Raw genomic sequence first — 24,842 nt, 5'->3', positions numbered from 1 at the left:
GCGGGGCGTGGCCGCCCTTTCCCTGGCTTGTGCGCTGCCGGTTCTGCCCGGCCAGGTCCAGGCGCAAACACAGGCGGGCGTCGCGGTCGAGGAACTGTCGATCGAAGACCTCCAGACCCAGATGAAATCGGGCAAGTCGACGAGCGAGGCGATCACCGCCGCCTATCTGGCGCGCATCGCGGCGATGGACCGCGCCGGGCCGACGCTGCGCAGCGTGATCGCGGTCAGCCCCGACGCGCTCGACCAGGCCCGCGCGCTCGATGCCGAACGCCGTGCCGGCAAGCTGCGCGGGCCGCTCCATGGCATTCCGGTGCTGATCAAGGACAATATCGAGACGCGCGAGCTGCCGACGACCGCGGGCAGCCTGGCGCTCAAGGACAATATGACGGGTCGCGACGCGCCGCTGGTCGCGCGGCTGCGCGCGGCGGGCGCGGTGATCCTGGGCAAGACCAACCTGTCGGAATGGGCGAACATCCGATCAAGCGACAGCATGAGCGGCTGGAGCGCCGTCGGTGGCCTGGTGCGCAACCCCTATGCGCTCGATCGCAGCGCATGCGGGTCGTCGAGCGGGTCGGGCGCGGCGGCGGCGGCCAGCCTGGCGGCGGCGACGGTCGGCACCGAAACCGACGGGTCGGTTGTCTGCCCCTCGTCGATCAACGGACTGGTCGGGCTGAAGCCGACGGTCGGCATGATCAGCCGCACCCATGTCGTCCCGATCAGCCATACGCAGGATACGCCGGGGCCGATGACGCGCAGCGTGCGCGACGCAGCGATCCTGTTCGCCGCGATGGCAGGCAGCGATCCCGCCGATCCCGCCACCGCCGATGCCGACCGGCTGAAGCGCGACTATGCCGCCGGCCTTTCCACCACGGCGCTGGCCGGCATGCGCGTTGGCGTCGTGCGGCCGAACATGCGCAAGGAGCTGGCCGAGCGGTTCGATGCGGCGCTGGCGGTACTGCGGGCGGCGGGCGCGACGCTGGTCGATGTCGAGCCGATTCGCCCCCAGGGGCTGGGCGAGGCCGAGTTCCTGATCCTCCAGACCGAGCTCAAGGCGGATTTAGACGCCTATCTGGCGACGACGCCCGCGACCGTCACCGCACGCACGCTCGACCAGTTGATCGCGTTCAACACCGCCCATGCCGCGACCGAAATGCCCTATTTCGAACAGGACATTTTTGATGGCGCGGTCAAGATGAAGGGGCTCGACGACACGGCCTATCGGGAAGCGCTGGCCAAGGCGGCGAAGCTGGCCGGGCCGGAAGGCATCGACGCGATGCTCGCCAAGGCGCGCGTTGCGCTGATCGTCCAGCCGACCACCGGGCCGGCATGGCTGAGCGACCCCGTGCATGGCGATCAATATGCAGGGCCGAGCGCCAGCCAGCTGCCCGCCGTGTCGGGCTATCCGCACCTGACCGTACCGATGGGGCTGGTCAGCGGGTTGCCGGCGGGGCTGTCGTTCATCGGACCCAGGCATTCCGAGCAATTGCTGCTCAACGCCGGCTATGCCTATGAACAGCGCGCAAAGGCGCGGGCAAAGCCCGGCTATGCCGCGACGGTGGCAACGGGCAAGGGGCTGGAGGCCGCGGCGCGCTAAGCGTGGCTCAGGACCTCGCCTGCCGGGCGACGCGCGCGTGCCAGAACGTCAGCAGCGGCACGACGCCCAGTTCGATCGCCAGCCCGGCGAGATGCCCGACCGACGGCGCGCCGACGACGACCAGCGACGCCAGCCGGCCCAGCCCGCCGGCGACGACCAGCGCCGCGAGCAGGCGAAAGCGCGGGCCGCGTCGCTCGATCGCCGGGATGCACGTCGCAAAGCCGATGCCGAGCGCGAGGAAGATGCCCGACAGATAGCGGAAATGACTGTCGAGATCGGTCGATCCCCCGCCACTGCCGAGCCAGTCCGGCCCGCGCCACAGGCTCAAGGTCGCCGCGCTGAGCGGGACGAGGCAGGTGAACGCGACCGCAAGCTGGAGCAGCCGGCGTTCGATGTCCGCCCTCACGCGCGGTCGCGTTCGAGCAATTCGGCGCGCACATGGATGGCGCGCAGCGAAATGCGCACCTCGACCAGGAACAGGATCAGGCCGGCGACCAAAGCCAGCATCGCCGCGATGAACAGCGAGGCGACGACAGTGCCGATCTTAAGCTTGACCAGCTCGGCGACGAACAGCATCGCGACGACCAGCGAGATCATGACGGCGCTGGCGACGCACAGCGACAGTGCCGCGTTGATCACCGTGATCCGCCGGTCGAGGATGCGCAATTCCCACACGTGGCGGTCATGTTCCGGCCCGGTCGAGCGCGGATGGAGCTGTTCGAGCGTGCGAACCCGGTCGACGATGCGCGCCAGCCGGCCCGCCAGCACGTTGAGGATCGCGCCCAGCCCGGCGAGCAGGAACACCGGCGCGATCGCGGTCTGGATGGTCGAGGCGACGGTCGAGATGCCGGGCGTGATGAGCATGGCTGGCGCTATGCGGTCGAAAACGCACGCGCGGCAAGCGGAATAACCGCCCGCTTCCACCCATTGGTAACGCCTGTTCGGCTAAACCCGGCGCGATGACGAAGCCAATGCCGCTCGCCCAGTTCACGCGCCTGCCGCCCGCACTGCATGTCGAGGCGCTGGCGGGCCTGTCGGGCGCGATCGACCTGGTCGCGGCGCGTGCGCCGGAAAGTCACCGTTTCCTGCGCTATGGCTGGTACGATGCGGCGATCCGCACCTATGGCGGCACCGCGCGCACGCTGATCGTGCAGTGCGAGGGCGCGCCGGTCATCGCGCTGCCGATCGCGGCCATGGGCGCGCCGTGGACCGGTTGGGCGCGCGTACCGGGAAGCTATTGGCCGTTCCGCAGCTTTCCCGCCGCCGCCGACGCCGGGCTGGCCGCGTTCGATGCGCTGCTCGGGCAGCTTGCGCGCGAAGCCGTCGTCCTGCGGCTCGGACCGATCTACGACGACGATCCCGTGCTGCACCCGATGCGCCGCGCCGCACAGGCGGCCGGATGGACGGTGATCGACCGCTTCGTCGCCGACAGCTACCGCCTAGACATGGCGGCGGCAGCGGCGCAGGACGGCGGCTGGCCACGCGCATCGACGCGCAAGAAGAACCGTTTCCACGAAAAGCATCTGGCGACGCACGGCGCGATCGAATGGTCATTCGTCACCGGCGCTGAGTGGTCGGCGGCGCGGTTCGACGCGCTCGCCGAGATCGAACGGCAGAGCTGGATCGCCACGCGCACCGACGGCCGCGACGCCAAGTTCACGCTCGACGGCCATGGCGGCTTCTGGCGCGCGGTGGCGGACGACCCGGTGATTGCCGACATGCTGTGGGCGGCGGTGCTGACGATCGACGGGCGCCCGACCGCCTTTTCCTTCGACCTCAACACCGGCGCGCTCAAATATGCGATCGCCAACAGCTACGATCCGGTGGTGGGCAAGCATTCGCCCGGCAAGCTGCTTTACTATCGCAACCTGATCCGCGCGATGGCGGACGGGATCAAGATGGTGGACTGGGGCGCTGGGGACAGCGGCTATAAGCGCACGATCGGTGCCGTCCCCGGACCCGCCATCCGCGACTGGTTGTTCGTGCGGCCCGGCGCCGCGGCATCGCTGGCACGGCTGCTGGCCGGGTGGTGGGCACGCAGCGGAAATAGCCGCCACGGCACCGCGGCGGAAGCTGAAAACTGAAGAACCGACCTGCTTGCGCGGATCAGCCGCGGTTGCGCCGATCCTGCTGGCGACGCTCGGGTCCGGCGTAGCTCGGGTCCTGCGCGACGCGGCGATCGCTGCGACGGCGTTCGTCGGACGTGCCGGTGGCGTTCGGCGTGGGCTTCGGGTCCATCACAAACCTCCTGGTGCGGGAAGCGGAGTATGGCCGAAAAAGGTTAAGTTCCCGTTCCGACCCCCGGAAGTGCCGGCCACAGCCCCGCAATGACCGTCAGGGTGCCCAGTCCCGCCGACAGCGCGACGCGCAAACGCAGCCACCATCGCGGCACCAGTCCCGCCGCGGCGAGCCGTGCGTCGACCAGCGGAGAAGCCAGGATCATCACCCCGATCGCCAGCGTCGAGGGTTGGGGCCAGGGCTGACCGATCAGCCAGGGAACGCCGCTCGCCAGCGCGATGAGCGAGGGGAGGACTGCCGCGATCCACACCCAGCCCGGCGTTTCACGCGCCGCTGCCGCCGCCAGCCCCCACCACATTCCACCCAGAAAGGTGAAGATCAGCGCCGCATAGGCATAGGCAAGGGTGATCGCGACAAAGCGCCATTGCGGATCGCCCCCGACCAGCAGCGCCACCGCGACGATTTGGGGCAACAGGCCGGCAAAGCCGAGCAGGCGGGGCATGGCGGGGATGGCGGTGACGGGGGCTGTCGCGTCGACGGGTCGGGTCATGGCGGCGACATTATCCGCGCCGATCGCGATGCAACAGCTGGCTTGAAGGACAGGCGCGTCGGCGTGGCCATAATGGGTGGCAATCCCGGCGCAGGCAGCATAGATAGCGCGCTGTATCCGGCAACCTGCGCCGCGCGGGCGGGAACGCCGCCAGCCGAGCATGCGAGAAAGGCCCTCCCGATGAGCACCCAACCCAGCGCGCTGCACATGGTCCAGCCCGACGGCTTCTTCACCCGGGCGCTCGCGGACGCCGACCCCGAAATCTTCGCGGGCGTCGCTGACGAGCTCGACCGCCAGCAGCATCAGATCGAACTGATCGCAAGCGAGAACATCGTGTCGAAAGCGGTGCTGGCCGCGCAGGGATCGGTATTCACCAACAAATATGCCGAGGGCTATCCGGGCAAACGCTATTATCAGGGCTGCGCGCCGTCCGACCGGGTCGAGACGCTGGCGATCGAGCGTGCAAAGCAGCTGTTCGGTTGCAGCTTCGCCAACGTCCAGCCGCATTCAGGGGCGCAGGCCAATGGCGCGGTGATGCTGGCGCTGACCAAGCCGGGCGACACCATCCTGGGCATGAGCCTGGATGCGGGCGGCCACCTGACCCACGGGGCCAAGGCGGCGCAGTCGGGCAAGTGGTTCAATGCCGTCCAATATGGCGTGCGCGCCGACGATCACCTGATCGACTATGACCAGGTCGAGGCGCTGGCGCGCGAGCACAGGCCGCAGCTGATCATCGCGGGTGGCTCCGCCTATCCGCGCATCATCGATTTCGCGCGCTTCCGGGCAATCGCGGACGAAGTCGGCGCGCTGTTCCTGGTCGACATGGCGCATTTCGCGGGCATCGTCGCCGCCGGGCTGCATCCGTCGCCCTTCGGTCACGCGCATGTCGTCACCACGACCACGCACAAGACGCTGCGCGGGCCCCGTGGCGGCATGATCATGACCAATGACGAGGCGATCGCGAAGCGGATCAACTCGGCGGTGTTCCCCGGCCTGCAGGGCGGCCCGCTGATGCATGTCATCGCTGCGAAAGCCGTCGCGTTCGGCGAAGCGCTGGAGCCGCAGTTCAAGAGCTATATCGCCGCGGTGCTGGAAAACGCGAAAGTGCTGGCCGCGACGCTCAAGGAGCGCGGGGCCGATCTGGTCGCGGGGGGCACCGACACCCACCTGGCGCTCGTCGACCTGCGTCCGCTGGGCGTCACCGGGCGCGACGCGGACGAGGCGCTGGAGCGTGCCGGCATCACCTGCAACAAGAACGGCATCCCGTTCGATCCGCTGCCGCCGCTCAAGACCAGCGGCATCCGCGTCGGCACGCCCGCCGGCACGACGCGCGGCTTCGGCCCCGCCGAGTTCCGCGAAGTCGGCCACATGATCGCCGACGTGCTCGACGGGCTGCGCGCGAAGGGCGAGCATGGCGATGCGGATGTCGAGGCGGCGGTGCGCGGCCGGGTGCGGGCGTTGTGCGAGCGCTTCCCGATCTATCCGGAGGCGTGATTGCGCTGCCCCTTTTGCGCGCATGACGACAGCCAGGTGAAGGACAGCCGTCCGAGCGAGGACGGCACCGCCATCCGCCGCCGCCGCCAATGTTCGGCATGCGGCGCGCGCTTCACCACCTTCGAGCGCATCCAGATTCGCGAGTTGACCGTGCTCAAGAGCGAAGGCAGCGGCAGCGAGCCGCGCCGCGAGCCGTTCGATCGGGAAAAGCTGTTGCGATCGGTGTCGATCGCGTGCCGCAAGCGCCCGATCACCAGCGTCCAGATCGACCGGCTCGTCTCCGGCATCCAGAGGCAACTGGAAACGATGGGCGACGGCGAGGTTGCCAGCCAGACGATCGGCGAACTGGTGATGGAGGGGCTGAAGGGCTTCGATTCCGTCGCCTATATCCGCTTCGCCAGCGTCTATAAGGATTTCCGCGAGGCGCGCGATTTCGAGGAGTTTGCCGGATCGGTGAGTGAGGTGGCGCGCAAGTGAATCCGCCCGCGATCGTCCTCGTCCGCCCGCAACTTGGCGAGAATATCGGCAAGGCGGCGCGCGCGATGCTGAATTTCGGGTTGACCGACCTGCGGCTCGTCGCCCCGCGAGACGGGTGGCCCAATCCGGCCGCCGGCCCGGCGGCGAGCGGCGCGGATGTGGTGCTGGAGCGCGCGCAGGTGTTCGACACGCTGGCCGATGCGATCGCCGACTGCGCGCATGTCTATGCGACCACGGTGCGCAAGCGCGGCGTGACCAAGCCGGTCGAGACGCCCGAGGTGGCCGCGCGCGCCATTCACGCTGCCGCCGGACGATCGGCGATCCTGTTCGGGCCGGAGCGATCGGGGCTGGAGACCGACGATGTTGCGGTCGCGCGGACGATCATCACCGTGCCGATCAACCCCGAGTTCGGATCGCTCAATTTGGCCCAGGCGGTGATCCTGGTCGCCTATGAATGGTCGAAACACGTCCCGAGCGGTGTCGAGGGAGGGGTTGCACTCGCCAGCCCGCCGGAGGTCGAGCTGGACCCGCCCGCGTCGCAGGCGAGCCTGGACGGCCTGATCGCCCATCTCGACGCGATGCTGGAGGGCGCGGGCTATTTCTTCCCGCCCGACCGCGCGCCCGTGACGCGCCGGACGCTGCGCACGCTGCTGACCAAGCCCGGGTGGAACGAGCAGGAAATTCGCACCCTGCGCGGGGTGCTGAGCACGCTGGAGCGGCCGCGGGAGCGGTGAGGTTGCGCTGCGTCCTTCGATACGCGCCTTCGCCAAGCTCAGTCGCTACTCAGGATGAGCGTGAAGGGATGAGGGATTGATTTCCGACGAACCGCTCATCCTGAGTAGCCGCTGAGCTTGCCGAAGCGGTGTATCGAAGGACGCAGAGCAACCTCACCGCCGATCGAACGCCTCGAACTCGTACGCGATCGACGCTTCGACCAGCCGCTCCCACAACTCCGCCACGGCAGCCTCCGGGATGCCTGCCGCCGCCGCGCTCGCCCGCGCGTTAGCGATGACTTCGGCCTTGCGCGCTTCGTCGCGGACGAGGGCGCGGTCGGGTTTGATGCGCGCGGCGGCGTCCATATAGCCGAACCGGCGGGCGAGCAGCGCAATGAGGTTGCGGTCGACCTGATCGACGCCGGCGCGCACCTGCGCCATCGTCGTGCAATCGGCCGGGTCGAGAATATCGGTCATGGTCGCCGCCCATGCCGCCCGGCGTGCGCGCTGTCCAGCGTCGGCGTTCGACTTGACTCGGTGGCGCACCCCCGCTAACCGCCCCACCTTCGCAATTGGCCCCGCACCCCGGTGAAGCGGCGGCCCTGCCCGATCGACCCGATCCTCGGTTCGATCGGCGTCAGGCGATGACCGGGATCGCGATCAGGGCAATCATTCGTGCCTGCCCCGGTCAACGTTGTTGGCAATTGAATTGAGGAATTATCATGTCGAAGCGCTCCAGCGCCAAGTACAAGCTCGACCGCCGGATGGGCGAAAACATCTGGGGTCGCCCGAAGAGCCCGGTCAACAAGCGTGAATATGGCCCCGGCCAGCACGGCCAGCGCCGCAAGGGCAAGATGTCGGACTTCGGCATCCAGCTGCGCGCGAAGCAGAAGCTGAAGGGCTATTATGGCGACGTGACCGAAAAGCAGTTCAAGCGCGCCTATGAAGAAGCGTCGCGCATGAAGGGCGACACCAGCCAGAACCTGATCGGCATTCTCGAGCAGCGGCTCGACATGATCGTCTATCGCGCCAAGTTCGCGCCGACGATCTTCGCCGCGCGCCAGCTGGTCAGCCACGGCCATGTCCGCGTCAATGGCGTCAAGTGCAACATCGCGTCGCGCCGGGTGAAGCCGGGCGAGGAAATCACGCTGAGCGACAAGGCCAAGGAAATGGCGCTGGTCATGGAAGCGCAGAGCCTGGCCGAGCGCGACATCCCCGACTATGTCGCGCCGGACGGCACGGCAAAGGTCACCTTCACCCGCGTGCCGACGCTCGATGAAGTGCCCTATCCGGTGAAGATGGAACCCAATCTGGTCGTCGAATTCTATTCGCGCTGATCGGACCCGATCCAGACCGACAAGAAGGGGGTGCCCGGCCGGGCGCCCCCTTTTTTCATGCACTGATCCGTTTTCGTTCTGGCAAACTGCAGTCAAAGCAGCGCGGGTGCATTGCCGCCGACCGGGCGGGGCAGCGCAGACGGCAGCGGAAATTGCGCAAGCCGTCCCGCCACGATCTCGTGCGCGCGCGCAATTTCGGTCGCGATTGCCGACCTGACCTGCGCTTCGCGATCGATGCGCATCGCATTGTCGAAGGCGACGCCCTCCTTCTTGGAATAAGTCGAGAATAGCGGACCGTTTACGACCGTCTCCGGAAAGCCCTTTCCCGGATCGATGCCGAAATGCTCGGCGATCATCGTCAGGCAAGGTGCCGGCGCAGCGAAGAAGTGCTGCGCGTCGAGCGACAGTGTCGCGGGGTGACGCACGAGCACATCGGCAAAGACACGCAGCTGAGCCAGCCACAGCATCGCGGCGCGGCCGACGACATCCAGCCAATCGAGCGGACCTGCGAGCGCCGCGATCGGCGCGGCCAGTTCGGCGGTGATGCGGCCGACCCATTGCCGGTGCCCTTCGCTGCGCAGGACGGCGGCGAGATAGGCGTCGAGCGGGAAGTAGAGCAGGATCGCGCGGCTGTCCGGCACGCGCATCAGATCGTCGATCACGAAGTTGACCGGGACATTCGCCTTGATGATCGTCGCGTGATCGTGCGGGTGGCGACGGGACACCAGACCCAGGACCGACCGCCTTAGCGGCGCAAATTGCGCCATGGCGGCGGCGCTCTGGGCCGATGCCGCTGCCACCTGGCGCAGTGCAAAGGGTTCGCGCAGAACCAATGGGCCGTGGTCGACATCGAGCGCGCGAGCCAGCAGGGTCGACCCGCAATGCGCGATATGAAAGATCCAGCACACCCCCTCGGCCGGAGGCGAGTGATCGATCACTGCGTCGAGCTTCACCCGCGCCTGGCGGGGTGAGGCCGTCACGATCCGCTGATCCAGAAAGATCGACCGGCGGTACGTGTCGCGCGTCATCGGCGCGAACACCATCTCGTCGGCATCGATCGCCTGCGGATAATGGTCGGGAGAGGCCAGCATCGCCCGCAATGGGTCCGGAGAATAGGTCGGCATCGAGGCAGGCTTTCAACGGCGCCGCGGACGCGGCTAAGATATGGACAGAGCGCGGAGAATAGTGTGGCGAAACTCAGCCCGCCCGGAAAGGGCAAACCATGGGCGTTGATCGAACGGTCGGATGAAGGGTCGATCCTCGAGGTCTTGCCGGAAATGGTGCGGAGCGCCTACCGCGCGCATGGCGCGATCCTGTTACGCGGTTTCGCGGCCGATCTGGACGCATTCCGACGCTTCACCGGCCAGTTCATCGCAACCTCGGTTTTCAACGAAAGTCCCGATCGCAGGCTGCTCGAGCCGGGGGAGAATATCCAGACGGTGAACGGCGGGCAGGCCCCCTTCCCCCTGCATCCGGAATTGGCGCGTGAGCCGTGGAAGCCCGATGTCTGTTTTTTCCATTGCCTGACGCCGCCGCGGGCGCAGGGTCAGACCACGATCTGCGACGGAACCGCGATCGTCGATGCGCTGCCCGCATCGCTGGTTGCCGAGCTCGCGCGGCGACGGCTGCTTTACATTCGACCCGCAACACCGGAAACCCTCGGCTTCTGGCTAGGCACTGAGGACCCCCGCGACGACCAGCTTCGGTCGCCGCCGCCGCATGTCCCCTATCAGTTTCGGCGGACGCCACAGGGCATCCTGCGGATCTTCGTCCGGCCTGTTCTGCACGTCCCCATGTTCACGCCTGCGCTCGCTTTCGGCAATTTCCTGCTGTTCGCGCACGATTATCTGGGGCTCGACCGCTACCCGGTCCTGGACGACGGCAGCACCTTTCCGGCCCCCTGGCTCGACCAGATCCGCGTCGTCGGTCAGCGATTGAGCGTCGCGTTGGCGTGGCAGGCCGGGGACCTGCTGATGATCGACAACACCCGCTTCATGCACGGCCGAACCGCCATCGTCGATCCCGACGACCGGCTGATCGCAACCTGTTTCGGCTATCTCGATTTCGCCGAGACCAGTGGATGGGAACGCGACCACGCGCCCTGGCGGCGCGCGAATTTCCGCCCGCCCCAGCCCCGACACGCAAGGTCGGAAGGATGATCGGTCCACGGCGCATATCCGGCGCCGCGGACCCCGCGATCACTCCTTCAAGGTGCGCTCGAGGAACGCGTCGGCGCGGTTGAGCATGTCGATGCGAACCGCGGAATCCGCCAGCTGGTGCGCGATGTCGGGATAAACCACCAGCTCCACCGGCTTGCCCGCCCGTTTCAGCGCCCTTTCCATCGCGCGTGCCTCGTCCACGCGCACGTTAATGTCCTTGTCGCCGTGGAACAGCAGCACCGGCGCCTTGAATGCGGCCGCGAAGCGCGTCGGCGAACCTTCCTGGAGCTGCGGCCCTTCGCCGATATAGTCCTGAAGCAGGCGGGTGTTGACGAAGCCGGTCTGCTCAGACCGCAGCATTTCGAGATCGGTCACGGGCGCGATGGCGACCACCGCCTTGAACAGGTCCGGCGCCAGCACATTCGACTGGAGCGCCGCATAACCGCCATAGGACCAGCCGACGATCGCCAGCCGGGCGGGATCGGCAATCCCCTGCTTGACCAGCCAGCGGCCGGCGTCGTTGACGTCGCCGATCGCGACCTTCCACGATCGGAAGCCGTTCTCCTGGAACCAGCCTTCGCCATAGCCGGACGATCCGCGATAGTTCGGCTGAAGCACCGCATAGCCGCGGTTGACGAAGAACTGGGCGAGCCAGTCAAAGCCCCATTCGTCGCGCGCCGCGGGGCCGCCATGGGGCAGCACGATGGCCGGCAGGTTCTTTGCCGGCACGCCCACCGGAAGCGTCAGATAACCCGGCACCTGCGTGCCGTCGGCGGCGGGATAGACGATCGACTTCTGCTCGCTGATCGCGACGTCGGCGAGCTGCGGCCGTTCGTCGGCGATCTGAAACAGCTGGCGCTTGTCCTGATCGAAGAAGAAGAAACGGCCGGGATCGGTGTCGCTCGCTGCAAAGACCAGGTGCTTGCGTTCGTCCGCGCTTGAATCGACGATCCGGATCAGCGGTGTCCGCGGCAGTGCCCGCGCCAGCTTCGCCGCCAGGTCGGCATATTCCGCATCGAAGAAATGGGTTTCGGTCCGATCGAGCGTGTACTGCGCGCCGACGATACGACCCTGGCGACCGACCCGAACGATGCCGCTGACATCCACCTTTGGGTGCGCGAATGCAACCTCGGTCTTCATCGACCCGTCGAGCGCGACGCGGTACAGCGCCTCGCGGCCATCGAGCTTTTTCAACGCATAGGCGACGTTGGCCTTGCCATCGACGGCAATGGGATAGAGCCCTTCGTCGGTCGACGAATCATAGGTCGAGAACGGCGCCCACTGCTTGCTTCCCGGGCGGCGATAGAAAAAGGCGCGCTTGCCCTTCGATTCGAAGTTGAGCTTGAGCGATGGATCATTCCCCATGATCCGAACCGCTCCAGTCCCGTCGCTCAGATAGGTCGATACGGTCGAATCGGCGCTTTCGACATGCTCGACCTTACCTGTGATCGTATCGAGCAGGTCGACCCCCAGCCCTTGCGCGAGCGAACCGATCGAATTGAGGCGGGTCTTGGTCGGCACATAATTACGCGCAAGCAGCACCTTGCTGCTCGTGCCGTCGCGCCAGTCGATGACATAGCCGTCGGATTGCTGGATATATTGCTGATTTCGCTCGGTCGCCGACAGCGAACGAACATTCTTGCCGTCCGCGTCGAGTGCAATCAGCCGCTGATAGCCGAGCAGCGGGCCGTTATAATTGGCGACGCCATAAAGCGTGCACAGCAGGCGCTTGTCCGACGCCCAGCCGCATCCACCCAGCGTCATCGGCTTGCCGTCGGCGAAATTCACCGGCGTTGCGACATTGGTCGCCAGGTCGAGGACCTGGACCACCGTCGACTGCTCGGGCCCGGGCGAGACCAGCGCGATCCGCGTGCCATCGGGCGAGATGCTGGCGTCGAGCACGCGCTCGCGTGCGCCGAACGCGCTCGCCGCCTGTTCCCGGGACAGCGTCTGTGCTGTGCTTTGGGCAAAGGACGCGGTCGGCGCACAAGCCAGCACGGTGCCCAGCAATAAGGATGAACGAAGCAACGGACGACCCCATGTCTTTTGTCCTGCGCAGGCGATGCCCCGGCAGCCATCCTACCCTGCGGGGCAGCCCGACAATTCGCAAGTCCCTGTCGCAGTGCCGTTTATCGCCGGGACCTCGCGGTCGCGCAATTGCAGAAGGGGCGGCAAGCTGGCACAGCACGGCACGATGCCATGTCACACGAGTGTCTGCCGATGATCCGCCCGCTTGCCGCCTTGACCCTCATCGCAGCGCCGCTTCCCGCGCTTGCCCAGACCCCCGCCCCGCCGTCGGTCGACACGATGCGCGAAGTGACGCGCACGCTGTCGTCCGACGCGTTCGAAGGGCGCGCGCCGGGCACGGCGGGCGAGGAAAGGACGATCGCCTATCTGATCGAGCAGTTTCAGAAAGCGGGGCTGAAGCCTGGCAACAACGGCCAGTGGACGCAAGACGTGCCGCTGGTTGAATTGCAGGCGAAGAATGTCAGCCCGCTGACCTTCACCGTCGGCGGCAAGACGATGGCGCTGGCCTATGGCCCGGAAATGGTCGTCGGCACCTATCAGGTCACGCCGCGCATCGACGTCGCCAATTCCGACGTCGTGTTCGTCGGCTATGGCATCAACGCGCCCGAACGCGGCTGGAACGACTATGCCGGCGTCGACGTGCGCGGCAAGACGGTGCTGATCCTGGTCAACGATCCCGATTACCGCACCCCGACGCTCGACGGCCCGTTCGGCGGGCGCGCGATGACCTATTATGGCCGCTGGACCTACAAATATGAGGAAGCGGCGCGCCAGGGCGCGGCCGCGGCGATCATCATCCACCAGACCGAACCCGCCGCCTATGGCTGGAACGTCGTCCAGTCGAGCTGGACGGGCGCGCAGCAGGTGCCCGACGCCGCAAACGGTCATATGGACCAGTCGAAGGCGATCGGCTGGATCCAGCTCGATCAGGCGAGAGCGCTGTTCGCCGCTGCGGGGATGGACTTTGCCGAGGCCGAGCGCGCGGCCGGGATCAAGGGGTTCCGGGCGATGCCGCTGAAGGGCGCGAAGGCGTCGGTCAGCTTCGACAATGCGGTGCGCAAGCATGCGTCGAAGAACGTCATCGCGATCCTGCCGGGCAGCCAGCGCCCCGACGAGATCGTGCTGCATTCGGCTCATTGGGATCATCTCGGGCGCTGCGAGGCGGCGCCCGACGGCGATGACATCTGCAACGGCGCGGTCGACAATGCGACCGGCACCGCGGCGCTGGTGGCGCTGGCCGAGGCACATGCCAAGGCCGGCCCGGCCCCGCGAACGCTGGCCTTCGTTGCGGTGACGGCGGAGGAATCGGGGCTGCTCGGTTCGGCCTATTACGGCGCCAATCCGGTCTTTCCGCTGGGCAAGACGGTGGGCGGCGTCAACATGGACGCGCTGTCGATGGCGGGGCCGGCGAAGAACGTCGTGGTGATCGGCCGGGGCAAGTCCGAACTCGACGGCTATCTCGACCGTGCTCTCGCCGCACAAGGCCGGGTCGCGACCAACGAACCCACGCCCGAGAAAGGCTTCTACTATCGCTCCGACCATTTCAGCCTGGCAAAATACGGCGTGCCGATGCTGTATTTTGAAGGCGGCGACGACCTCGTGAAGGGCGGGGTCGCGGCGGGAGAGGCGGCCGCCAAGGATTATGAAACCAACCGTTATCACGGCCCCAAGGACGAGTTCGATCCCGCCTGGGACTGGACCGGCGCGATGCGCGACGTCCAGCTCTATTACGATGTCGGCCGCGCGCTGGCGACGACCGACGCCTGGCCCAACTGGGTCGCGGGCGACGAGTTCCGCGCCATCCGCGACCGGAGCCGCACGCGGTAATTCGCGCCCGCCCCCGGCGCGCCGCGGTGCCTAGCGCTTGAACGCGGCTTCGAGGAACGTGGCGCTCTTTGCGAGCATCTTCGTGCGAGCGCTGCTGTCGTCGAGATAGTGGTCGAGCCCGTCATAGACGACGAGTTCCGACCGAGCTCCGGCGGATTCTAGCCGCGACTGCATCAATCGCGCCTGCGAAATCGCGACGTTGCGATCGAGATCACCGTGGAACATGAGGACGGGCACCTTGATCCGGTCGGCGTGGCGCGCCGGCGAGCCCGCGTCGATATGCGGCCCGCTGCCGACAAATTGCGACACCATCCTGTAGTCGCTCCAGCCGCGGCGATCCTCCTTCAGCCGTTCCAGATCGGTGACCGGCGCGACGGCGACGATCGCCTTGAACAAGTCGGGCGCGACCACGCCCGATTGCAGCGCCGCATAGCCGCCATAGGACCAGCCGAAAATCGCCAGGCGCTTGGGATCCGCGATCCCCTGCGCAATCAACCAGCGACCGCCATCGGTCACATCACCGATCGCGATTTCCCAATTCTGGAATCCGTTCCGCTGAAACCAGGCATCGCCATAGCCGGTCGATCCGCGAAAATTGGGCTGAAGCACGGCATAGCCCTGGCTCGCGAAATATTGCGCCAGCCAGTCGAAACCCCAGACGTCGCGCGAACCAGGGCCGCCATGCGGCATCACCAGCGTCGGCAGGCTGCGCGCCGCACCGCCCGGCGGCAGCGTCAGATAGCCCGGAATCATCGTGCCGTCGGCGGCCGGATAGCTGACCGGCTTAACGGTCGCGAGCGGCAGCTTGGACAGCATCGGTCGCGCCAGCATCAATTCCTCGAGCTTGCGGGCGTCCCGGTTGAACAGGTAGTAGCGGCCGGGATCGGTATCGCTGCCTGCCCAGATCAGCAGTTTGCGCTCATCCTCGCTGCTGTCGACAAACCGGATCAGCGGCAGGTTGCCCAACGCCTTGGTCAGCGACGCGTGAAGTTTGTCGAGCGCGGGATCGATATACTGGACCTGCGACACGTCGGTCACGTACCGCACGCCAATGACACGCGAGCGGCGCCCGACACGGGTAAAGCCGGAGACGTCGACTTGCGGGTGGGCGAACAGCAGCTTTTCCGCGCCCGACCCGTCCAGCGCGACGCTGAACGCCGCCAGCCGGCCTTCGTGGCGCTTCAGGCCATAGGCGACGTTGAGGTCGGGGTCGACGACGTGGGGATCAAACCCCTTCCCGTCAGCGGTGACGGTGCTGAGCGGTTTCCACTCGCGCGAATCGATCGTGCGGTAGAAATAGCGCGTTTCACCGGTGGGTAACCCGGACGCGCTGTCGACGATCCTTCGACCCTTGACGCGCACAACGCCGCGCCCGTCGGTGATGAATTCACTTGCGTCACGGTCGGCGCGTTCGCGGACCTTTGACACAAGCGTATCGGTGCGGACAAGGTCGACGCCCAGGCCCTCGTCGGTCTGCGCCAGCCGCGTACCCGTCGTCGATTCCGGGATCGATTCGCGGATCATCAGTACGGCGTTCTCCTCGCCCGGATTCCAGTCGATCACGCTGCCGCCGTAGAGTGAGTAGCCGAGCCGGTCGCCCGACCCCCGCCGGTTGCCGAGCAACTTGACGTCGGAACCGTCGGTATCGAGCGCGACCATCCGCGTGGCATAGGTGACATCGCCCTCCACGCGCACGATCCCGAACATCGTGCAGAACAGCCGGGCGTTGCCGACCCACCGACAGCCGCTCAGCCGCTCGGGATCGCCGGTGCTGCGGATGATCGCCTTCGGCTCGCCGCCCGCGACTAGGTCTGCGATCATGATGGCAGACGCCTGTCCACCGGCGGGCGTCAGATAGGCCAGCTTCGTGCCATCCGGAGAAAGGCTGATCTGTTCGATCGCCTCGCGCGCGCCGAACAGCGGCGCCGCCTCCGCGGCCGACAGCTGCGCGGCGGCGCGGTCCTGCGACACCGCCGCCGGTTGCACGAGCACGAATGTCGCCAATGCCGTCAGCACCCCGCCGACGACGCGCCTCGCCTTCCCCACGCCCATCGTTCGACCCCTAACGCATTGACATCGGGCTGCAGAATCGCCCCCGCACATGTCGGAAACGCTATCGGCCCCGGTGCTGCAGGCAAGGCCCTGAACACCAAATTGATCCGAATCCGTGGCTTTACATGATTGGCCGGGGCCCGCTTTTCGTAATCGGCAACGCGCGCTAAAGCGTGCGTGCATGACCATTGCCCCGCCGCCCGAATGGGCACCGCACGACGCCGTCTGGATCGGCTTTCCCAGCCACCCCGAATTGTGGCTGGACGACCTGGAGCCCGCGCGCGCCGAAGTCGCCGCCTTTGCCCGGGCGGTGCATGCCGATGGCCGGGGCGAGCGCGTGATCCTCGTTGCTGCCGATGACGAGGCCGCCGACGCCGCCGTCCGGCATGCCGGCGACGCGGCGTCGGTGGTGGTCGAACCGTTTGGTGACATCTGGCTGCGCGATACCGGGCCGATCGTCGGCGCCAACGGGCGCGCGCACGATTTCGGCTTCAACGGCTGGGGCGGGAAATACGACCTGCCCGGCGACGAGGATATCGGGGCGCGGCTGGCGCGCCGCCGCCGGCTGCCGGTGATCGCGCACGACTGGGTGCTGGAGGGCGGCGCGATTGATTTCGACGGCACCGGGCGCGTGGTGACGACCGAGCAGTGCCTGCTCAACGCCAATCGCAATCCGCAGCTGTCCCAGGCGGCCATCGAGGCGCGGCTGGCGGACGAGCTGGGGCTGACCCGGGTGCTGTGGCTTGGTGCCGGCCTGGTCAACGACCATACCGACGGCCATGTCGACAATCTGGCGCGCTTCGTGGCGCCCGGCGTGCTGGCGATCCCGGATGCGACCGAGAACGACCCCAATTGGCGTGTCTATCAGGCCGCGGTCGAGCGCGCGCGCGGTTTTGCCGATATCGAGATCGTCCGCCTCCCCTCCCCCGGCCGCGTGCTCGACCATGAGGAGGAGATCATTCCGGCGAGCTACATGAACTTCTACATCGGCAATGCCGCCGTGGTCGTGCCGCAATATGGCCAGCCCAACGACGCGCATGCGGTGGAGGCGATCGGCGCGCTGTTCCCGGGCCGCCAGGCGCTGGGACTGCGTGCCGACCATATCCTGACCGGCGGCGGCAGCTTTCACTGCATCAGCCAGCAGGTGCCGAAGCTGTGAGCGCAGTGCGTCGCCTGGGCCCGGGCGACGTGACCGGCGTTCGGCGGCTCAACGCGCTGTTCGCCGAGGCATTCGAGGATGCCGAGCATTATGCCGCCGCGCCGCCGCCCGACGCGTGGCTCGATGCGCTGCTCGCCCGCGACGACGTGATCGCACTGGTCGCCGAGGCCGATGGCGCGGTGGTCGGCGGACTGGTTGCCTATGTCCTCGCCAAGTTCGAGCAGGCGCGCCGTGAAATCTATATTTACGACCTCGCCGTCGCGGAGGTGCATCGTCGCCAGGGTGTCGCCACCGCGCTGATCGCCGAGGTGCGGCGGATCGCGGGCGAAATCGGTGCCTCGACCGTGTTCGTCCAGGCCGATGTCGGCGACGATCCGGCGATCGCGCTCTATGCGGGGTTGGGCAGCCGGCTCGACGCGATCCATTTCGATATGGCGCCGCTTTAGGCGAAATTGCTCGACAGGCGCGGGCCTAGAGCCGCCCGAGCAGCCGCTCGATCGCTTCGTGATGGTGTGATTCACTGCCGAACTCGCGTTCGAGCACGCTGCGCAACGCCTCCAGCTCGCGCTGGGTCAGATGCTCGATGCCGATGAACTCGTTGCGCGCCGAATGGGTCGCGCGGATCAGCTCGTCCAGCTTGGCCTGGATCGCGCTGGCGTCGCGATTCTGGGCGTTCTGGATCAGGAACACCATCAGGAAGGTGACGATGGTGGTGCCGGTGTTGATGACCAGCTGCCAGGTGTCGGACCAGCCGAACACCGGCCCGCTGACGATCCACACCAGGATGGTCGCCAGCGCCAGCACGAAGGCGGCGGGCCGCCCGGCCCAGCTTGCCACGCCCTGAGCCACTCGTTCGAACGCGTGCTCCATGCCCTCATGCTCCAGTCCGGCTTTCACCCGGCCAAGCAATCGGCCTGCTGACTCGCGGCGTCAATTGCCGCTATGAGCGCGGCCCATGAGCACCATCACCGTCGCCGCGCTCCAGCTCGCCTTCGGGCCGGACATCGATGCCAACATCGCCAACGTCACGCGGCTGGTGCGCGAGGGCGCGGCCAGGGGTGCGCAGGTGATCCTGCCGCCCGAATTGTTCGAGGGCGAATATTTCTGCCGCGTCGAGGATGAGGGGCTGTTCGCGACCGCGATGCCGGTCGGTGAGCACGCGGCGGTGCGGGCAATGCAGGCGCTCGCCGCCGAATTGCGCGTTCATATCCCGACCAGTTTTTTCGAGAAGGACGGGCCGCATCATTACAACTCGCTGGCGATGATCGGCCCCGACGGCCGCGTCGCTGGCGTCTATCGCAAGAGCCACATCCCGGATGGGCCGGGCTATGAGGAGAAATTCTATTTCCGCCCCGGCAATACCGGGTTCAAGGTGTGGGACGGCCCGGCGCGCGACGCGACACTGGGCGTCGGCATCTGCTGGGACCAATGGTATCCGGAAACCGCGCGCGCGATGATGCTGATGGGCGCGGAAATCCTGTTCTATCCGACCGCCATCGGCAGCGAGCCGCATGACGAGGGGCTGGACACCGCCCGGCTGTGGCGGCGCGCAATGGTCGGCCATGCGGTGTCGAACGTCGTACCGGTGGTCGCCGCCAACCGCGTCGGGATCGAGCACGGCCAAACCTTCTACGGCACCAGCTTCATCGCCGACGAGCGCGGCGACATATTGGCCGAACTCGACCGCGAGGAAGAAGGCGTCATCACCGCAACGCTCGACCTCGACCGCGTGCGCCGCCACCGTGCCGCATTCGGCTTTTTCCGCGATCGCCGTCCCGAGCTGTACGGGCGGCTGGTGCAGGACATCTGATGCGTGCCTGGCTGGCCGCGCTGCTGGTGCTCGCCGCGCCGGTTGCCGCAGCTAAGGAAGGGGAGCGTGCCGTGAACCCGGTCGGCTATTTCGAGATCCCCGTCACCGATCTGGATCGCGCGGTCGCATTTTATCAGGCGGTGTTCGGCCATGTCCTCGCGCGCGAGCGCATCGACGGCTACGACATGGCGCTCTTTCCGGTCGATCGCGACGGCGCGGGAGCGAGCGGTGCGTTGGTAAAGGGCGATGTCTATATTCCCGCAAAAGCGGGGCCAATCCTGTATTTTTCGGTCGACAGCATCGACAGGACGATCGAACGCGCGGCCAAGGCCGGCGGGAAGACGCTTTATCCCAGAAAGGCGATTGGCGATCTCGGCTTCGTCGCCGAAATCGAGGACAGCGAGGGCAACCGGATCGCGCTGCACGAAGCGGCGGACTGACCCGTTACTGACCCACGTTGCGCCGTACGACGACCGGCTGGGTGCAGCCGCGTTCGTCGCGCCGCCAGACCGCCTTCTCTTCAACGGCCAGCGGCTGGCGCACGAGCGGTTCGACGGTCGTCGCGCCAGCCGTCCGGGCGTGTTCCATCGCGGGGCGCTCGCATTTGGCGGGGGCGGCATCCCGCACCGAACTGGCTTCGGCGTCCACTTCAACGCTCGCAAGGAAAAGCAACCAAAACATCGGCCTGCTCCCGTCCGTCTGCACACATCTTAACCCAATTCGGGCACCGTGCCCAGTCAGCGCAGCTCCATCGCGCGGGCGAACACCGCCTCGAACATCTCCGAGGTCAGCCGCCCGGTGTTCTGATTGTAGCGGCTGCAATGATAGCTATCGATCAGGATGCGCCCGTCCGGCATCCGGTGTTCGGCGAGATGACCGAAGCGCGCCTTGGGCAACCGCCCGCCCAGCACCTTGACCGCCGACTGGTGCGCGATCTGGCCGAGCGCGACGAACACCCGGGCGTTGGGCAGCACTGCCGCCTGTCCCTCCAGGAACGGGCGACAGGTGCGGATTTCCTCGGGCGTCGGTTTGTTCTCGGGCGGCAGGCACTTGACCGCGTTGATGATGATCGCGCCATCGAGCTGAAGCGTGTCATCGGGCCGTGCTTCATAGGTTCCGTGCGCCAGGCCGAACTTGGCGAGCGTCGCGAACAGCAGCTCGCCGGCATGGTCGCCGGTGAACGGCCGCCCGGTGCGGTTGGCGCCGTGCTTGCCGGGTGCCAGCCCGATGATCGCCAGCCACGCCTGCGCATCGCCAAACGCATTGACCGGCGCATTCCACCAGTCGGGATATTCCACCCGCAGCGCTTCGCGGAACGCGACCAGTCGGGGACAGCGCGGGCAATCGCGCGGCGGTTCGGTCGATGGAATTGGGCTGGGCGCGAACATGGCGCTGCGATAGGCGGGGGCGATGGCGACAACAAGCTATGTCATCGCGCTGGGATCGAACCGCTGGAGCCGCTTCGGCTCGCCCGCGCGCACGATCCGCGCCGCACTCGACCGGATCGGCGGCGTCGCCGCGGTCGCGCCGGTGATCGCGAGCGCCCCGGTCGGACCATCGCGCCGCCGCTTCGCCAATACCGCCGCGATCATCGCCACGGCCGAAACGCCACCCGAGCTGCTCGCGCGGCTCAAGGCGATCGAGCGCGATTTCGGGCGGCGGCGCGGCCGGCGCTGGGCCGCGCGCTCGATCGACCTCGACATCATTCTCTGGTCCGGCGGCTGCTGGGCGGATTCCGGGCTGATCGTGCCGCATCGCGATTTTCGCGCACGCGCCTTCGTGCTCGCGCCGCTGTCGCGCATCGCCGCCAACTGGCGCGATCCCGTCAGCGGGCGCACGATCCGGCAACTGACCGCGCGCCGCGCGCGTGCGCGCAAGGTTGACCCCGCACCGCGCGGGCACTAGGTGCGCGGCTGGTGCGGGTCCGTAGCTCAGTCGGTAGAGCAAGCGACTTTTAATCGAGAGGTCCCGGGTTCGAATCCCGGCGGACCCACCACCTGTCCCGATCTACAAGCGCTGCGGCACGATATGGTCGTCACGGTCGCTATGCGATGCGGAAATTCACCGCGTCGCCCGGCGCCAACCGGGCCTCGCACGGCGGCGGACATCGCCAGCCCCACTCGACCCCGTCGCGATTCTGGCATAGCAGTTAAGGGGTGATGAATGGCGCTTCTTCTCGAGGGGTTTCCTCGCCTCTTTCCACGAAGGAGGTCGAAGTCCTGCATTTCGTCGCACGGCAGTTCACCAACAAGGAAATCGCCCGGGAACTGGATATCAGCTGCAGGGCAGTCGAAGAGCGATTGAAATCCGCGCGCGACAAGCTCGGCGCGCCCGACCGTCGCTCGGCCGCCCGGGCATTCCTGGCCCTTTCCGACACCTGTGATCCTACCACATGTGGATTGGACACAGTGGAAGTTTCATCCCTTCTGCCCGTAACTCCGCATCAGGAAATGGCGGCGTCCCAACGGTTCTTTCTCGCGGACGTCGGAAGTGGCGACTTCGAAGTCGGGATCACGGCGCCGACATTTCTCGAGACCTATGATGTCAGGTTTGGCCCGATGGGTCGGCTTTATGCGGTCGTTGGCCTGGCGGCGCTCGTCGGGCTGCTGATGATCGCGGCAGTCGCCATAGCCGTGGTGGCCCGAATGCTCACCTGACCCATAGCGATCTCACTTCTGGAAGCAGCGCGATTGCGCAGAAGGGGGCGTGATGAGAAAGGTGGATGCAGCGGCTTTGCGGATCAGCAGAGCCATTCACGAGGTGGAAGATCAGCTTGATCGGCTGATCGGAACAAGCGGGGCCTTGCTGGCGGATGTAGCGGCAATCCGCATCGATCTGGACATCAACGCATGTGATGGCCAGCGCCCGTTGCAGCGCCTGATCGAGATGCAGGTCAAACTGGCGGAGGCGCGCACGAAGGCGACTGGCGCGCATTCCGACCTGAAGCGGCTTGCGGAAACACGTGCGGACGTGCCCGTCGGGTGCCCGGATCCAAAAACGGGGTTTTTGCGCGAAGCCAGCGCCGCGTGAGCGACGCGGAGACACGGTGGCGAAGTTGAATTTACCGCTTTCGGTTTGGGTATTCTGGGCACTGTATCTGCCTTCCATTGCCCTTGGGCTGTGGAAGGGCGGACTACCCGAACGAATCGGCGCTGCCGTGCTTGTCGCAATCCCGGCGGTTCAGTTCGCGGGGTACGCGTTCTTTCTGCCGAATTATGACGCCATAGACCCGGTTTCCTTGGCCGCCGATTGCGTCGGCATTCTCGGCTTCGGGTATCTGGCCCTGAACGCTCAAAGGTTCTGGCCCATATGCGCATGCTCTTTCCAGCTACTGGCCGTAAGCGGCCATTTCGCCCGCTCGATCGAGATATCGGGACATCCGGTGATTTATTCGTGGATGAAGTCGACGCCGACGCTGATCGCTGCGCTCTGCGTTCTGGCGGGCACGATCATGCATCAACGCAAGCGCCAGGCGATCCCTCGAAACGACTCCTGGGTCGACTGGGCGCGCGTCCGTTCTTCCGGGTCCGATCGAAAGCGACATCCCGGGCTCTGATCAGCGCGATGGCCGGCCCCCTTGAGCGGCTCCGGGTCATTCTGCTCGATGAAAAGGACGGTTACATTCACGACGAGGAGATCGCGATGGGCGACGCGAACTCCTTATCCGCCGACTTCCGGTCGGTATTCAAGATCGCGTTCAATTACGGCGCATCGGGTATCGCGCTGGTTCACAATCATCCCTCGGGCAATTGCGAACCTAGCTCAAAGGACATCGAGGCGACCCGTCGCATCAACAGTCTCGCGCATATCCTGGGATTTCGGCTGGTCGACCACATCATCGTCGGGGGCGACGCAGCGCATTCAATCAAGACGGGAGCTCGACTCAAATGAAGCAATTCCCCTCTTTAGTTCCCGTCCGCATCCGGGACGCCGGCAATGCCTCATCCCGCAACGCCGGATCCAAGGTCTTTGACCAGCGCCGGCTGAGGGAATGGGCGGATCACACCCTGCCACCAAAGGCCTTCTCATCACAGGATCATCTGGACTTTGAATTCGACCTGAAGGCGCTCTCCGAACGCGCGGTGTACATCTACGAGATGCGCCGGATTCGATCGAAACATTTCGACCAGGACCTCTTCGGCGAACCCGGCTGGGACATCCTGCTCGATCTTTTCATCGCGTTCGCAAATCGGGAGCGGATTTCAACGACGAGTTGCTGCATCGCGTCGGCGGCGCCCGCCTCGACCGCGCTGCGATGGATCGGAGAACCGGTCGAAACGGGGCTCGTCAAGCGGGAGCCGTCCCTGACCGACCGACGCTCGAGCTACGTTTCCCTCACGCAAGAGGGGGCGCTCAAGATGGCGCGCTTCCTCACCTCGCTCGGCGACTGGTGAGCTTGGCGACGCGCTGACCGTTGAAAGCGCGATTGCGTTTCGCCTGGTTTTCAGCGCGCGTTGCAAATGAGGCCTCGACATGACGCCTCAGCTGTGGAGATCGACCGTGCGGTCTAATGCGCCTCGCCCATCAGACCACTGGCAGTTCCCGGAAGACGACGGCGATTTCCGTCATCATCGGGGTCGCGCTTGCGGCCGTTGCAGGTCGGTCGACCGTCACTCCAATAACCGCTCGCCTTGGCGAGCCAGGTCAGGCAGTTCCGGCAGGGGTTCTTGGGCCTGTTTCCATCCGGATAGAAGGTGATGAAAAACAGCTCGTGTACCGGGACGTTGCATTCCTGGGCCAGTTGCAGGGCCCTGGCCTCTGCACAATTACAGATCGGGCGATTTTCGACATTGTTGGAGCTGAACACCTGATCGTAGGAGCTTCCGATCGCCTCCGCGAAATTGTCGATGCGTCGGCGTGACCCGTCATCGAGCTCTCGATAACGAGCGCCCCTGTATGATGCCCCGGTCAAGCCGCCGGACAGGCCCGAATATCCGACGAAATCCTCGTCTCCGGTCAGGTTGATGGCGTAGCAGAGGTCGGACATCCGCCTGACGCCGAAGCGGCCCGCCATGTCCCGGTTCCGCAACAGTTCCTCATCACGCGCCCGACGCCGCAGGGCGCGCTCCATCATGTAACGCAGAAACTCTTCGTCCGAGTCCTTCCACGGCGCACACATGGGCAGCTCCCCCCAGCCAAATGAGATACCGGGGAAGGCAAACAGATCGGTCGTGCAAATTCAAATCAAATCCCGCCCGTTTTGAATGCTTCGGGCAAACGGGTTTCGACGGCGCGGGGTGACCATAGAAATCAGGCTGACAGCAAATCTTTATGGCATGGCATCGCATCTCACGAAGGTCCGACGGCGGAGCCGAACCTGTACGGTCATACTCGGCCGCGAAGTCGCCGCCGTCATACAGGGATCGGGTCGCACCCCATCCGCCGCTCACCTGGACCAGCCGCC

Annotated in this window: 30 protein-coding genes and 1 tRNA gene; 19 read left to right on the top strand and 12 right to left on the bottom strand. The window is 66.3% G+C overall.

The annotated features are described in order from the left end of the window. Nucleotides 1-34 precede the first annotated feature (34 nt). Entirely contained in the window at nucleotides 35-1,594 is a 1,560-nt protein-coding gene (locus GO308_RS15955; protein ID WP_276616633.1) for an amidase, read from the top strand. 7 nt (nucleotides 1,595-1,601) lie between these two features. Here the strand turns inward: GO308_RS15955 and GO308_RS15950 are convergent, their stop codons facing one another. Both GO308_RS15950 and GO308_RS15945 read right to left on the bottom strand, forming a co-directional pair. Continuing rightward, complete coding sequence (locus GO308_RS15950; protein ID WP_240886140.1) at nucleotides 1,602-2,000, bottom strand: DUF4345 domain-containing protein; 399 nt, start codon at nucleotides 1,998-2,000, stop codon at nucleotides 1,602-1,604. After that, complete coding sequence (locus GO308_RS15945; RefSeq protein ID WP_240886139.1) at nucleotides 1,997-2,458, bottom strand: DUF2721 domain-containing protein; 462 nt, start codon at nucleotides 2,456-2,458, stop codon at nucleotides 1,997-1,999. Before GO308_RS15945 ends, GO308_RS15950 begins: the two co-directional genes overlap by 4 nt. A gap of 95 nt (nucleotides 2,459-2,553) precedes the next feature. Here GO308_RS15945 and GO308_RS15940 point away from each other — a divergent pair, with 95 nt between their 5' ends. Beyond that, the gene (locus GO308_RS15940) at nucleotides 2,554-3,678 is read left to right on the top strand and encodes a GNAT family N-acetyltransferase (RefSeq protein ID WP_240886138.1); all 1,125 of its coding nucleotides are present in this window, start codon (nucleotides 2,554-2,556) and stop codon (nucleotides 3,676-3,678) included. Between the two features lie 22 nt (nucleotides 3,679-3,700). Here the strand turns inward: GO308_RS15940 and GO308_RS18670 are convergent, their stop codons facing one another. Both GO308_RS18670 and GO308_RS15935 read right to left on the bottom strand, forming a co-directional pair. Next, the gene (locus tag GO308_RS18670) at nucleotides 3,701-3,832 is read right to left on the bottom strand and encodes a hypothetical protein (protein ID WP_269450161.1); all 132 of its coding nucleotides are present in this window, start codon (nucleotides 3,830-3,832) and stop codon (nucleotides 3,701-3,703) included. A 43-nt stretch (nucleotides 3,833-3,875) separates the two neighbouring features. Beyond that, nucleotides 3,876-4,382 (bottom strand): DUF3429 domain-containing protein, encoded by a 507-nt coding sequence (locus GO308_RS15935; protein WP_240886137.1) that lies wholly within the window; start codon nucleotides 4,380-4,382, stop codon nucleotides 3,876-3,878. Nucleotides 4,383-4,562: 180 nt separating this feature from the next. On the opposite strand from GO308_RS15935, the gene glyA reads away from it, so the two are divergent. The 3 genes from glyA to GO308_RS15920 are packed head-to-tail and all read left to right on the top strand — an operon-like array spanning nucleotide 4,563 to nucleotide 7,087. Beyond that, on the top strand, nucleotides 4,563-5,876 hold the full coding sequence (gene glyA, locus GO308_RS15930; protein WP_240886136.1) for a serine hydroxymethyltransferase: 1,314 nt from the start codon (nucleotides 4,563-4,565) through the stop codon (nucleotides 5,874-5,876). Then, nucleotides 5,877-6,353 carry a transcriptional regulator NrdR gene (nrdR, locus tag GO308_RS15925; RefSeq protein ID WP_240886135.1) on the top strand — a complete coding sequence of 159 codons (477 nt, stop codon included), beginning with the start codon at nucleotides 5,877-5,879 and terminating at the stop codon, nucleotides 6,351-6,353. It begins immediately after the preceding gene. Then, the gene (locus GO308_RS15920; RefSeq protein ID WP_240886134.1) at nucleotides 6,350-7,087 is read left to right on the top strand and encodes a TrmH family RNA methyltransferase; all 738 of its coding nucleotides are present in this window, start codon (nucleotides 6,350-6,352) and stop codon (nucleotides 7,085-7,087) included. The genes nrdR and GO308_RS15920 overlap by 4 nt, the downstream gene beginning before the upstream one ends. 153 nt (nucleotides 7,088-7,240) lie before the next feature. On the opposite strand, the gene GO308_RS15915 is transcribed toward GO308_RS15920, so the two are convergent. Beyond that, nucleotides 7,241-7,543 (bottom strand): chorismate mutase, encoded by a 303-nt coding sequence (locus tag GO308_RS15915; RefSeq protein ID WP_240886133.1) that lies wholly within the window; start codon nucleotides 7,541-7,543, stop codon nucleotides 7,241-7,243. 245 nt (nucleotides 7,544-7,788) lie between these two features. On the opposite strand from GO308_RS15915, the gene rpsD reads away from it, so the two are divergent. Continuing rightward, the gene (rpsD, locus tag GO308_RS15910; protein ID WP_066483737.1) at nucleotides 7,789-8,403 is read left to right on the top strand and encodes a 30S ribosomal protein S4; all 615 of its coding nucleotides are present in this window, start codon (nucleotides 7,789-7,791) and stop codon (nucleotides 8,401-8,403) included. Nucleotides 8,404-8,495: 92 nt separating this feature from the next. Here the strand turns inward: rpsD and GO308_RS15905 are convergent, their stop codons facing one another. Then, the gene (locus GO308_RS15905; RefSeq protein WP_240886132.1) at nucleotides 8,496-9,527 is read right to left on the bottom strand and encodes a hypothetical protein; all 1,032 of its coding nucleotides are present in this window, start codon (nucleotides 9,525-9,527) and stop codon (nucleotides 8,496-8,498) included. A gap of 63 nt (nucleotides 9,528-9,590) precedes the next feature. On the opposite strand from GO308_RS15905, the gene GO308_RS15900 reads away from it, so the two are divergent. After that, a complete protein-coding gene (locus GO308_RS15900) occupies nucleotides 9,591-10,562 on the top strand; it encodes a TauD/TfdA family dioxygenase (RefSeq protein WP_240886131.1) in 972 nt (323 codons plus the stop codon). 39 nt (nucleotides 10,563-10,601) lie between these two features. Here the strand turns inward: GO308_RS15900 and GO308_RS15895 are convergent, their stop codons facing one another. Next, complete coding sequence (locus GO308_RS15895) at nucleotides 10,602-12,572, bottom strand: S9 family peptidase (protein WP_240886130.1); 1,971 nt, start codon at nucleotides 12,570-12,572, stop codon at nucleotides 10,602-10,604. 210 nt (nucleotides 12,573-12,782) lie between these two features. Here GO308_RS15895 and GO308_RS15890 point away from each other — a divergent pair, with 210 nt between their 5' ends. Beyond that, complete coding sequence (locus tag GO308_RS15890) at nucleotides 12,783-14,417, top strand: M28 family peptidase (RefSeq protein ID WP_240886129.1); 1,635 nt, start codon at nucleotides 12,783-12,785, stop codon at nucleotides 14,415-14,417. A gap of 30 nt (nucleotides 14,418-14,447) precedes the next feature. Here GO308_RS15890 and GO308_RS15885 read toward each other — a convergent pair whose 3' ends face one another. After that, entirely contained in the window at nucleotides 14,448-16,469 is a 2,022-nt protein-coding gene (locus tag GO308_RS15885) for a S9 family peptidase (RefSeq protein ID WP_240886128.1), read from the bottom strand. 181 nt (nucleotides 16,470-16,650) lie between these two features. Between GO308_RS15885 and GO308_RS15880 the strand changes: the two genes are divergently transcribed. Together GO308_RS15880 and GO308_RS15875 are read left to right on the top strand one after the other, a co-directional pair. Beyond that, on the top strand, nucleotides 16,651-17,628 hold the full coding sequence (locus GO308_RS15880) for an agmatine deiminase family protein (RefSeq protein ID WP_066483745.1): 978 nt from the start codon (nucleotides 16,651-16,653) through the stop codon (nucleotides 17,626-17,628). Further along, complete coding sequence (locus tag GO308_RS15875; RefSeq protein ID WP_240886127.1) at nucleotides 17,625-18,074, top strand: AAC(3)-I family aminoglycoside N-acetyltransferase; 450 nt, start codon at nucleotides 17,625-17,627, stop codon at nucleotides 18,072-18,074. The genes GO308_RS15880 and GO308_RS15875 overlap by 4 nt, the downstream gene beginning before the upstream one ends. Nucleotides 18,075-18,099: 25 nt before the next feature. Here the strand turns inward: GO308_RS15875 and GO308_RS15870 are convergent, their stop codons facing one another. Further along, entirely contained in the window at nucleotides 18,100-18,498 is a 399-nt protein-coding gene (locus tag GO308_RS15870) for a low affinity iron permease family protein (RefSeq protein ID WP_240886172.1), read from the bottom strand. Between the two features lie 85 nt (nucleotides 18,499-18,583). On the opposite strand from GO308_RS15870, the gene aguB reads away from it, so the two are divergent. Together aguB and GO308_RS15860 are read left to right on the top strand one after the other, a co-directional pair. Continuing rightward, a complete protein-coding gene (gene aguB / locus GO308_RS15865) occupies nucleotides 18,584-19,438 on the top strand; it encodes an N-carbamoylputrescine amidase (RefSeq protein WP_240886126.1) in 855 nt (284 codons plus the stop codon). Continuing rightward, entirely contained in the window at nucleotides 19,438-19,878 is a 441-nt protein-coding gene (locus GO308_RS15860; protein WP_240886125.1) for a VOC family protein, read from the top strand. Before aguB ends, GO308_RS15860 begins: the two co-directional genes overlap by 1 nt. Before the next feature lie 4 nt (nucleotides 19,879-19,882). Here GO308_RS15860 and GO308_RS15855 read toward each other — a convergent pair whose 3' ends face one another. Next, nucleotides 19,883-20,119 (bottom strand): hypothetical protein, encoded by a 237-nt coding sequence (locus GO308_RS15855; RefSeq protein ID WP_240886124.1) that lies wholly within the window; start codon nucleotides 20,117-20,119, stop codon nucleotides 19,883-19,885. 56 nt (nucleotides 20,120-20,175) lie between these two features. Beyond that, nucleotides 20,176-20,826, bottom strand: a complete 651-nt coding sequence (locus GO308_RS15850) for a uracil-DNA glycosylase (protein ID WP_240886123.1) — start codon at nucleotides 20,824-20,826, stop codon at nucleotides 20,176-20,178. Between the two features lie 22 nt (nucleotides 20,827-20,848). On the opposite strand from GO308_RS15850, the gene folK reads away from it, so the two are divergent. The 7 genes from folK to GO308_RS15815 all read left to right on the top strand — a co-directional run bounded on the left by folK (nucleotide 20,849) and on the right by GO308_RS15815 (nucleotide 23,832). After that, nucleotides 20,849-21,343: a 2-amino-4-hydroxy-6-hydroxymethyldihydropteridine diphosphokinase gene (folK, locus tag GO308_RS15845; protein ID WP_240886122.1), complete on the top strand. Its 495-nt coding sequence runs from the start codon at nucleotides 20,849-20,851 to the stop codon at nucleotides 21,341-21,343. A gap of 15 nt (nucleotides 21,344-21,358) precedes the next feature. Next, a tRNA-Lys gene (locus tag GO308_RS15840) sits at nucleotides 21,359-21,434 on the top strand. 163 nt (nucleotides 21,435-21,597) lie between these two features. After that, nucleotides 21,598-22,095, top strand: coding sequence for a helix-turn-helix transcriptional regulator (locus GO308_RS15835; RefSeq protein ID WP_240886171.1), 498 nt, complete (start codon nucleotides 21,598-21,600; stop codon nucleotides 22,093-22,095). Nucleotides 22,096-22,147: 52 nt separating this feature from the next. Then, nucleotides 22,148-22,468 carry a hypothetical protein gene (locus GO308_RS15830; protein WP_240886121.1) on the top strand — a complete coding sequence of 107 codons (321 nt, stop codon included), beginning with the start codon at nucleotides 22,148-22,150 and terminating at the stop codon, nucleotides 22,466-22,468. Between the two features lie 16 nt (nucleotides 22,469-22,484). Further along, nucleotides 22,485-22,994, top strand: coding sequence for a hypothetical protein (locus GO308_RS15825; protein WP_197418074.1), 510 nt, complete (start codon nucleotides 22,485-22,487; stop codon nucleotides 22,992-22,994). A gap of 8 nt (nucleotides 22,995-23,002) precedes the next feature. Next, complete coding sequence (locus GO308_RS15820; protein WP_066478764.1) at nucleotides 23,003-23,329, top strand: JAB domain-containing protein; 327 nt, start codon at nucleotides 23,003-23,005, stop codon at nucleotides 23,327-23,329. Continuing rightward, entirely contained in the window at nucleotides 23,326-23,832 is a 507-nt protein-coding gene (locus tag GO308_RS15815) for a hypothetical protein (RefSeq protein ID WP_240886120.1), read from the top strand. Before GO308_RS15820 ends, GO308_RS15815 begins: the two co-directional genes overlap by 4 nt. Before the next feature lie 113 nt (nucleotides 23,833-23,945). Here the strand turns inward: GO308_RS15815 and GO308_RS15810 are convergent, their stop codons facing one another. Further along, on the bottom strand, nucleotides 23,946-24,557 hold the full coding sequence (locus tag GO308_RS15810) for a hypothetical protein (RefSeq protein ID WP_066478769.1): 612 nt from the start codon (nucleotides 24,555-24,557) through the stop codon (nucleotides 23,946-23,948). Between the last annotated feature and the right edge of the window lie 285 nt (nucleotides 24,558-24,842).

This window comes from Sphingomonas sp. SFZ2018-12 (genome assembly GCF_022496715.1).
GTDB lineage: Bacteria > Pseudomonadota > Alphaproteobacteria > Sphingomonadales > Sphingomonadaceae > Sphingomonas.
Note: the sequence above shows the minus strand (reverse complement) of the source record. Positions and strands in the feature narration are given on the sequence as shown.

Excerpts from the sequence above, each read along its gene's own strand:
- GO308_RS15870 (WP_240886172.1), bottom strand. The coding sequence starts at position 18,498 with ATGGAGCACGCGTTCGAACGAGTGGCTCAGGGCGTGGCAAGCTGGGCC.
- GO308_RS15820 (WP_066478764.1), top strand. The coding sequence starts at position 23,003 with ATGGCCGGCCCCCTTGAGCGGCTCCGGGTCATTCTGCTCGATGAAAAG.
- GO308_RS15835 (WP_240886171.1), top strand. The coding sequence starts at position 21,598 with ATGAATGGCGCTTCTTCTCGAGGGGTTTCCTCGCCTCTTTCCACGAAG.
- folK (WP_240886122.1), top strand. The coding sequence starts at position 20,849 with ATGGCGACAACAAGCTATGTCATCGCGCTGGGATCGAACCGCTGGAGC.
- GO308_RS15855 (WP_240886124.1), bottom strand. The coding sequence starts at position 20,119 with ATGTTTTGGTTGCTTTTCCTTGCGAGCGTTGAAGTGGACGCCGAAGCC.
- rpsD (WP_066483737.1), top strand. The coding sequence starts at position 7,789 with ATGTCGAAGCGCTCCAGCGCCAAGTACAAGCTCGACCGCCGGATGGGC.
- GO308_RS15890 (WP_240886129.1), top strand. The coding sequence starts at position 12,783 with ATGATCCGCCCGCTTGCCGCCTTGACCCTCATCGCAGCGCCGCTTCCC.
- GO308_RS15945 (WP_240886139.1), bottom strand. The coding sequence starts at position 2,458 with ATGCTCATCACGCCCGGCATCTCGACCGTCGCCTCGACCATCCAGACC.
- GO308_RS15830 (WP_240886121.1), top strand. The coding sequence starts at position 22,148 with ATGAGAAAGGTGGATGCAGCGGCTTTGCGGATCAGCAGAGCCATTCAC.
- GO308_RS15885 (WP_240886128.1), bottom strand. The coding sequence starts at position 16,469 with ATGGGCGTGGGGAAGGCGAGGCGCGTCGTCGGCGGGGTGCTGACGGCA.
- GO308_RS15860 (WP_240886125.1), top strand. The coding sequence starts at position 19,438 with ATGCGTGCCTGGCTGGCCGCGCTGCTGGTGCTCGCCGCGCCGGTTGCC.
- GO308_RS15815 (WP_240886120.1), top strand. The coding sequence starts at position 23,326 with ATGAAGCAATTCCCCTCTTTAGTTCCCGTCCGCATCCGGGACGCCGGC.
- GO308_RS15810 (WP_066478769.1), bottom strand. The coding sequence starts at position 24,557 with ATGTGTGCGCCGTGGAAGGACTCGGACGAAGAGTTTCTGCGTTACATG.
- GO308_RS15935 (WP_240886137.1), bottom strand. The coding sequence starts at position 4,382 with ATGACCCGACCCGTCGACGCGACAGCCCCCGTCACCGCCATCCCCGCC.
- aguB (WP_240886126.1), top strand. The coding sequence starts at position 18,584 with ATGAGCACCATCACCGTCGCCGCGCTCCAGCTCGCCTTCGGGCCGGAC.
- GO308_RS18670 (WP_269450161.1), bottom strand. The coding sequence starts at position 3,832 with ATGGACCCGAAGCCCACGCCGAACGCCACCGGCACGTCCGACGAACGC.
- GO308_RS15850 (WP_240886123.1), bottom strand. The coding sequence starts at position 20,826 with ATGTTCGCGCCCAGCCCAATTCCATCGACCGAACCGCCGCGCGATTGC.
- GO308_RS15915 (WP_240886133.1), bottom strand. The coding sequence starts at position 7,543 with ATGACCGATATTCTCGACCCGGCCGATTGCACGACGATGGCGCAGGTG.
- GO308_RS15940 (WP_240886138.1), top strand. The coding sequence starts at position 2,554 with ATGACGAAGCCAATGCCGCTCGCCCAGTTCACGCGCCTGCCGCCCGCA.
- GO308_RS15880 (WP_066483745.1), top strand. The coding sequence starts at position 16,651 with ATGACCATTGCCCCGCCGCCCGAATGGGCACCGCACGACGCCGTCTGG.
- glyA (WP_240886136.1), top strand. The coding sequence starts at position 4,563 with ATGAGCACCCAACCCAGCGCGCTGCACATGGTCCAGCCCGACGGCTTC.
- GO308_RS15905 (WP_240886132.1), bottom strand. The coding sequence starts at position 9,527 with ATGCCGACCTATTCTCCGGACCCATTGCGGGCGATGCTGGCCTCTCCC.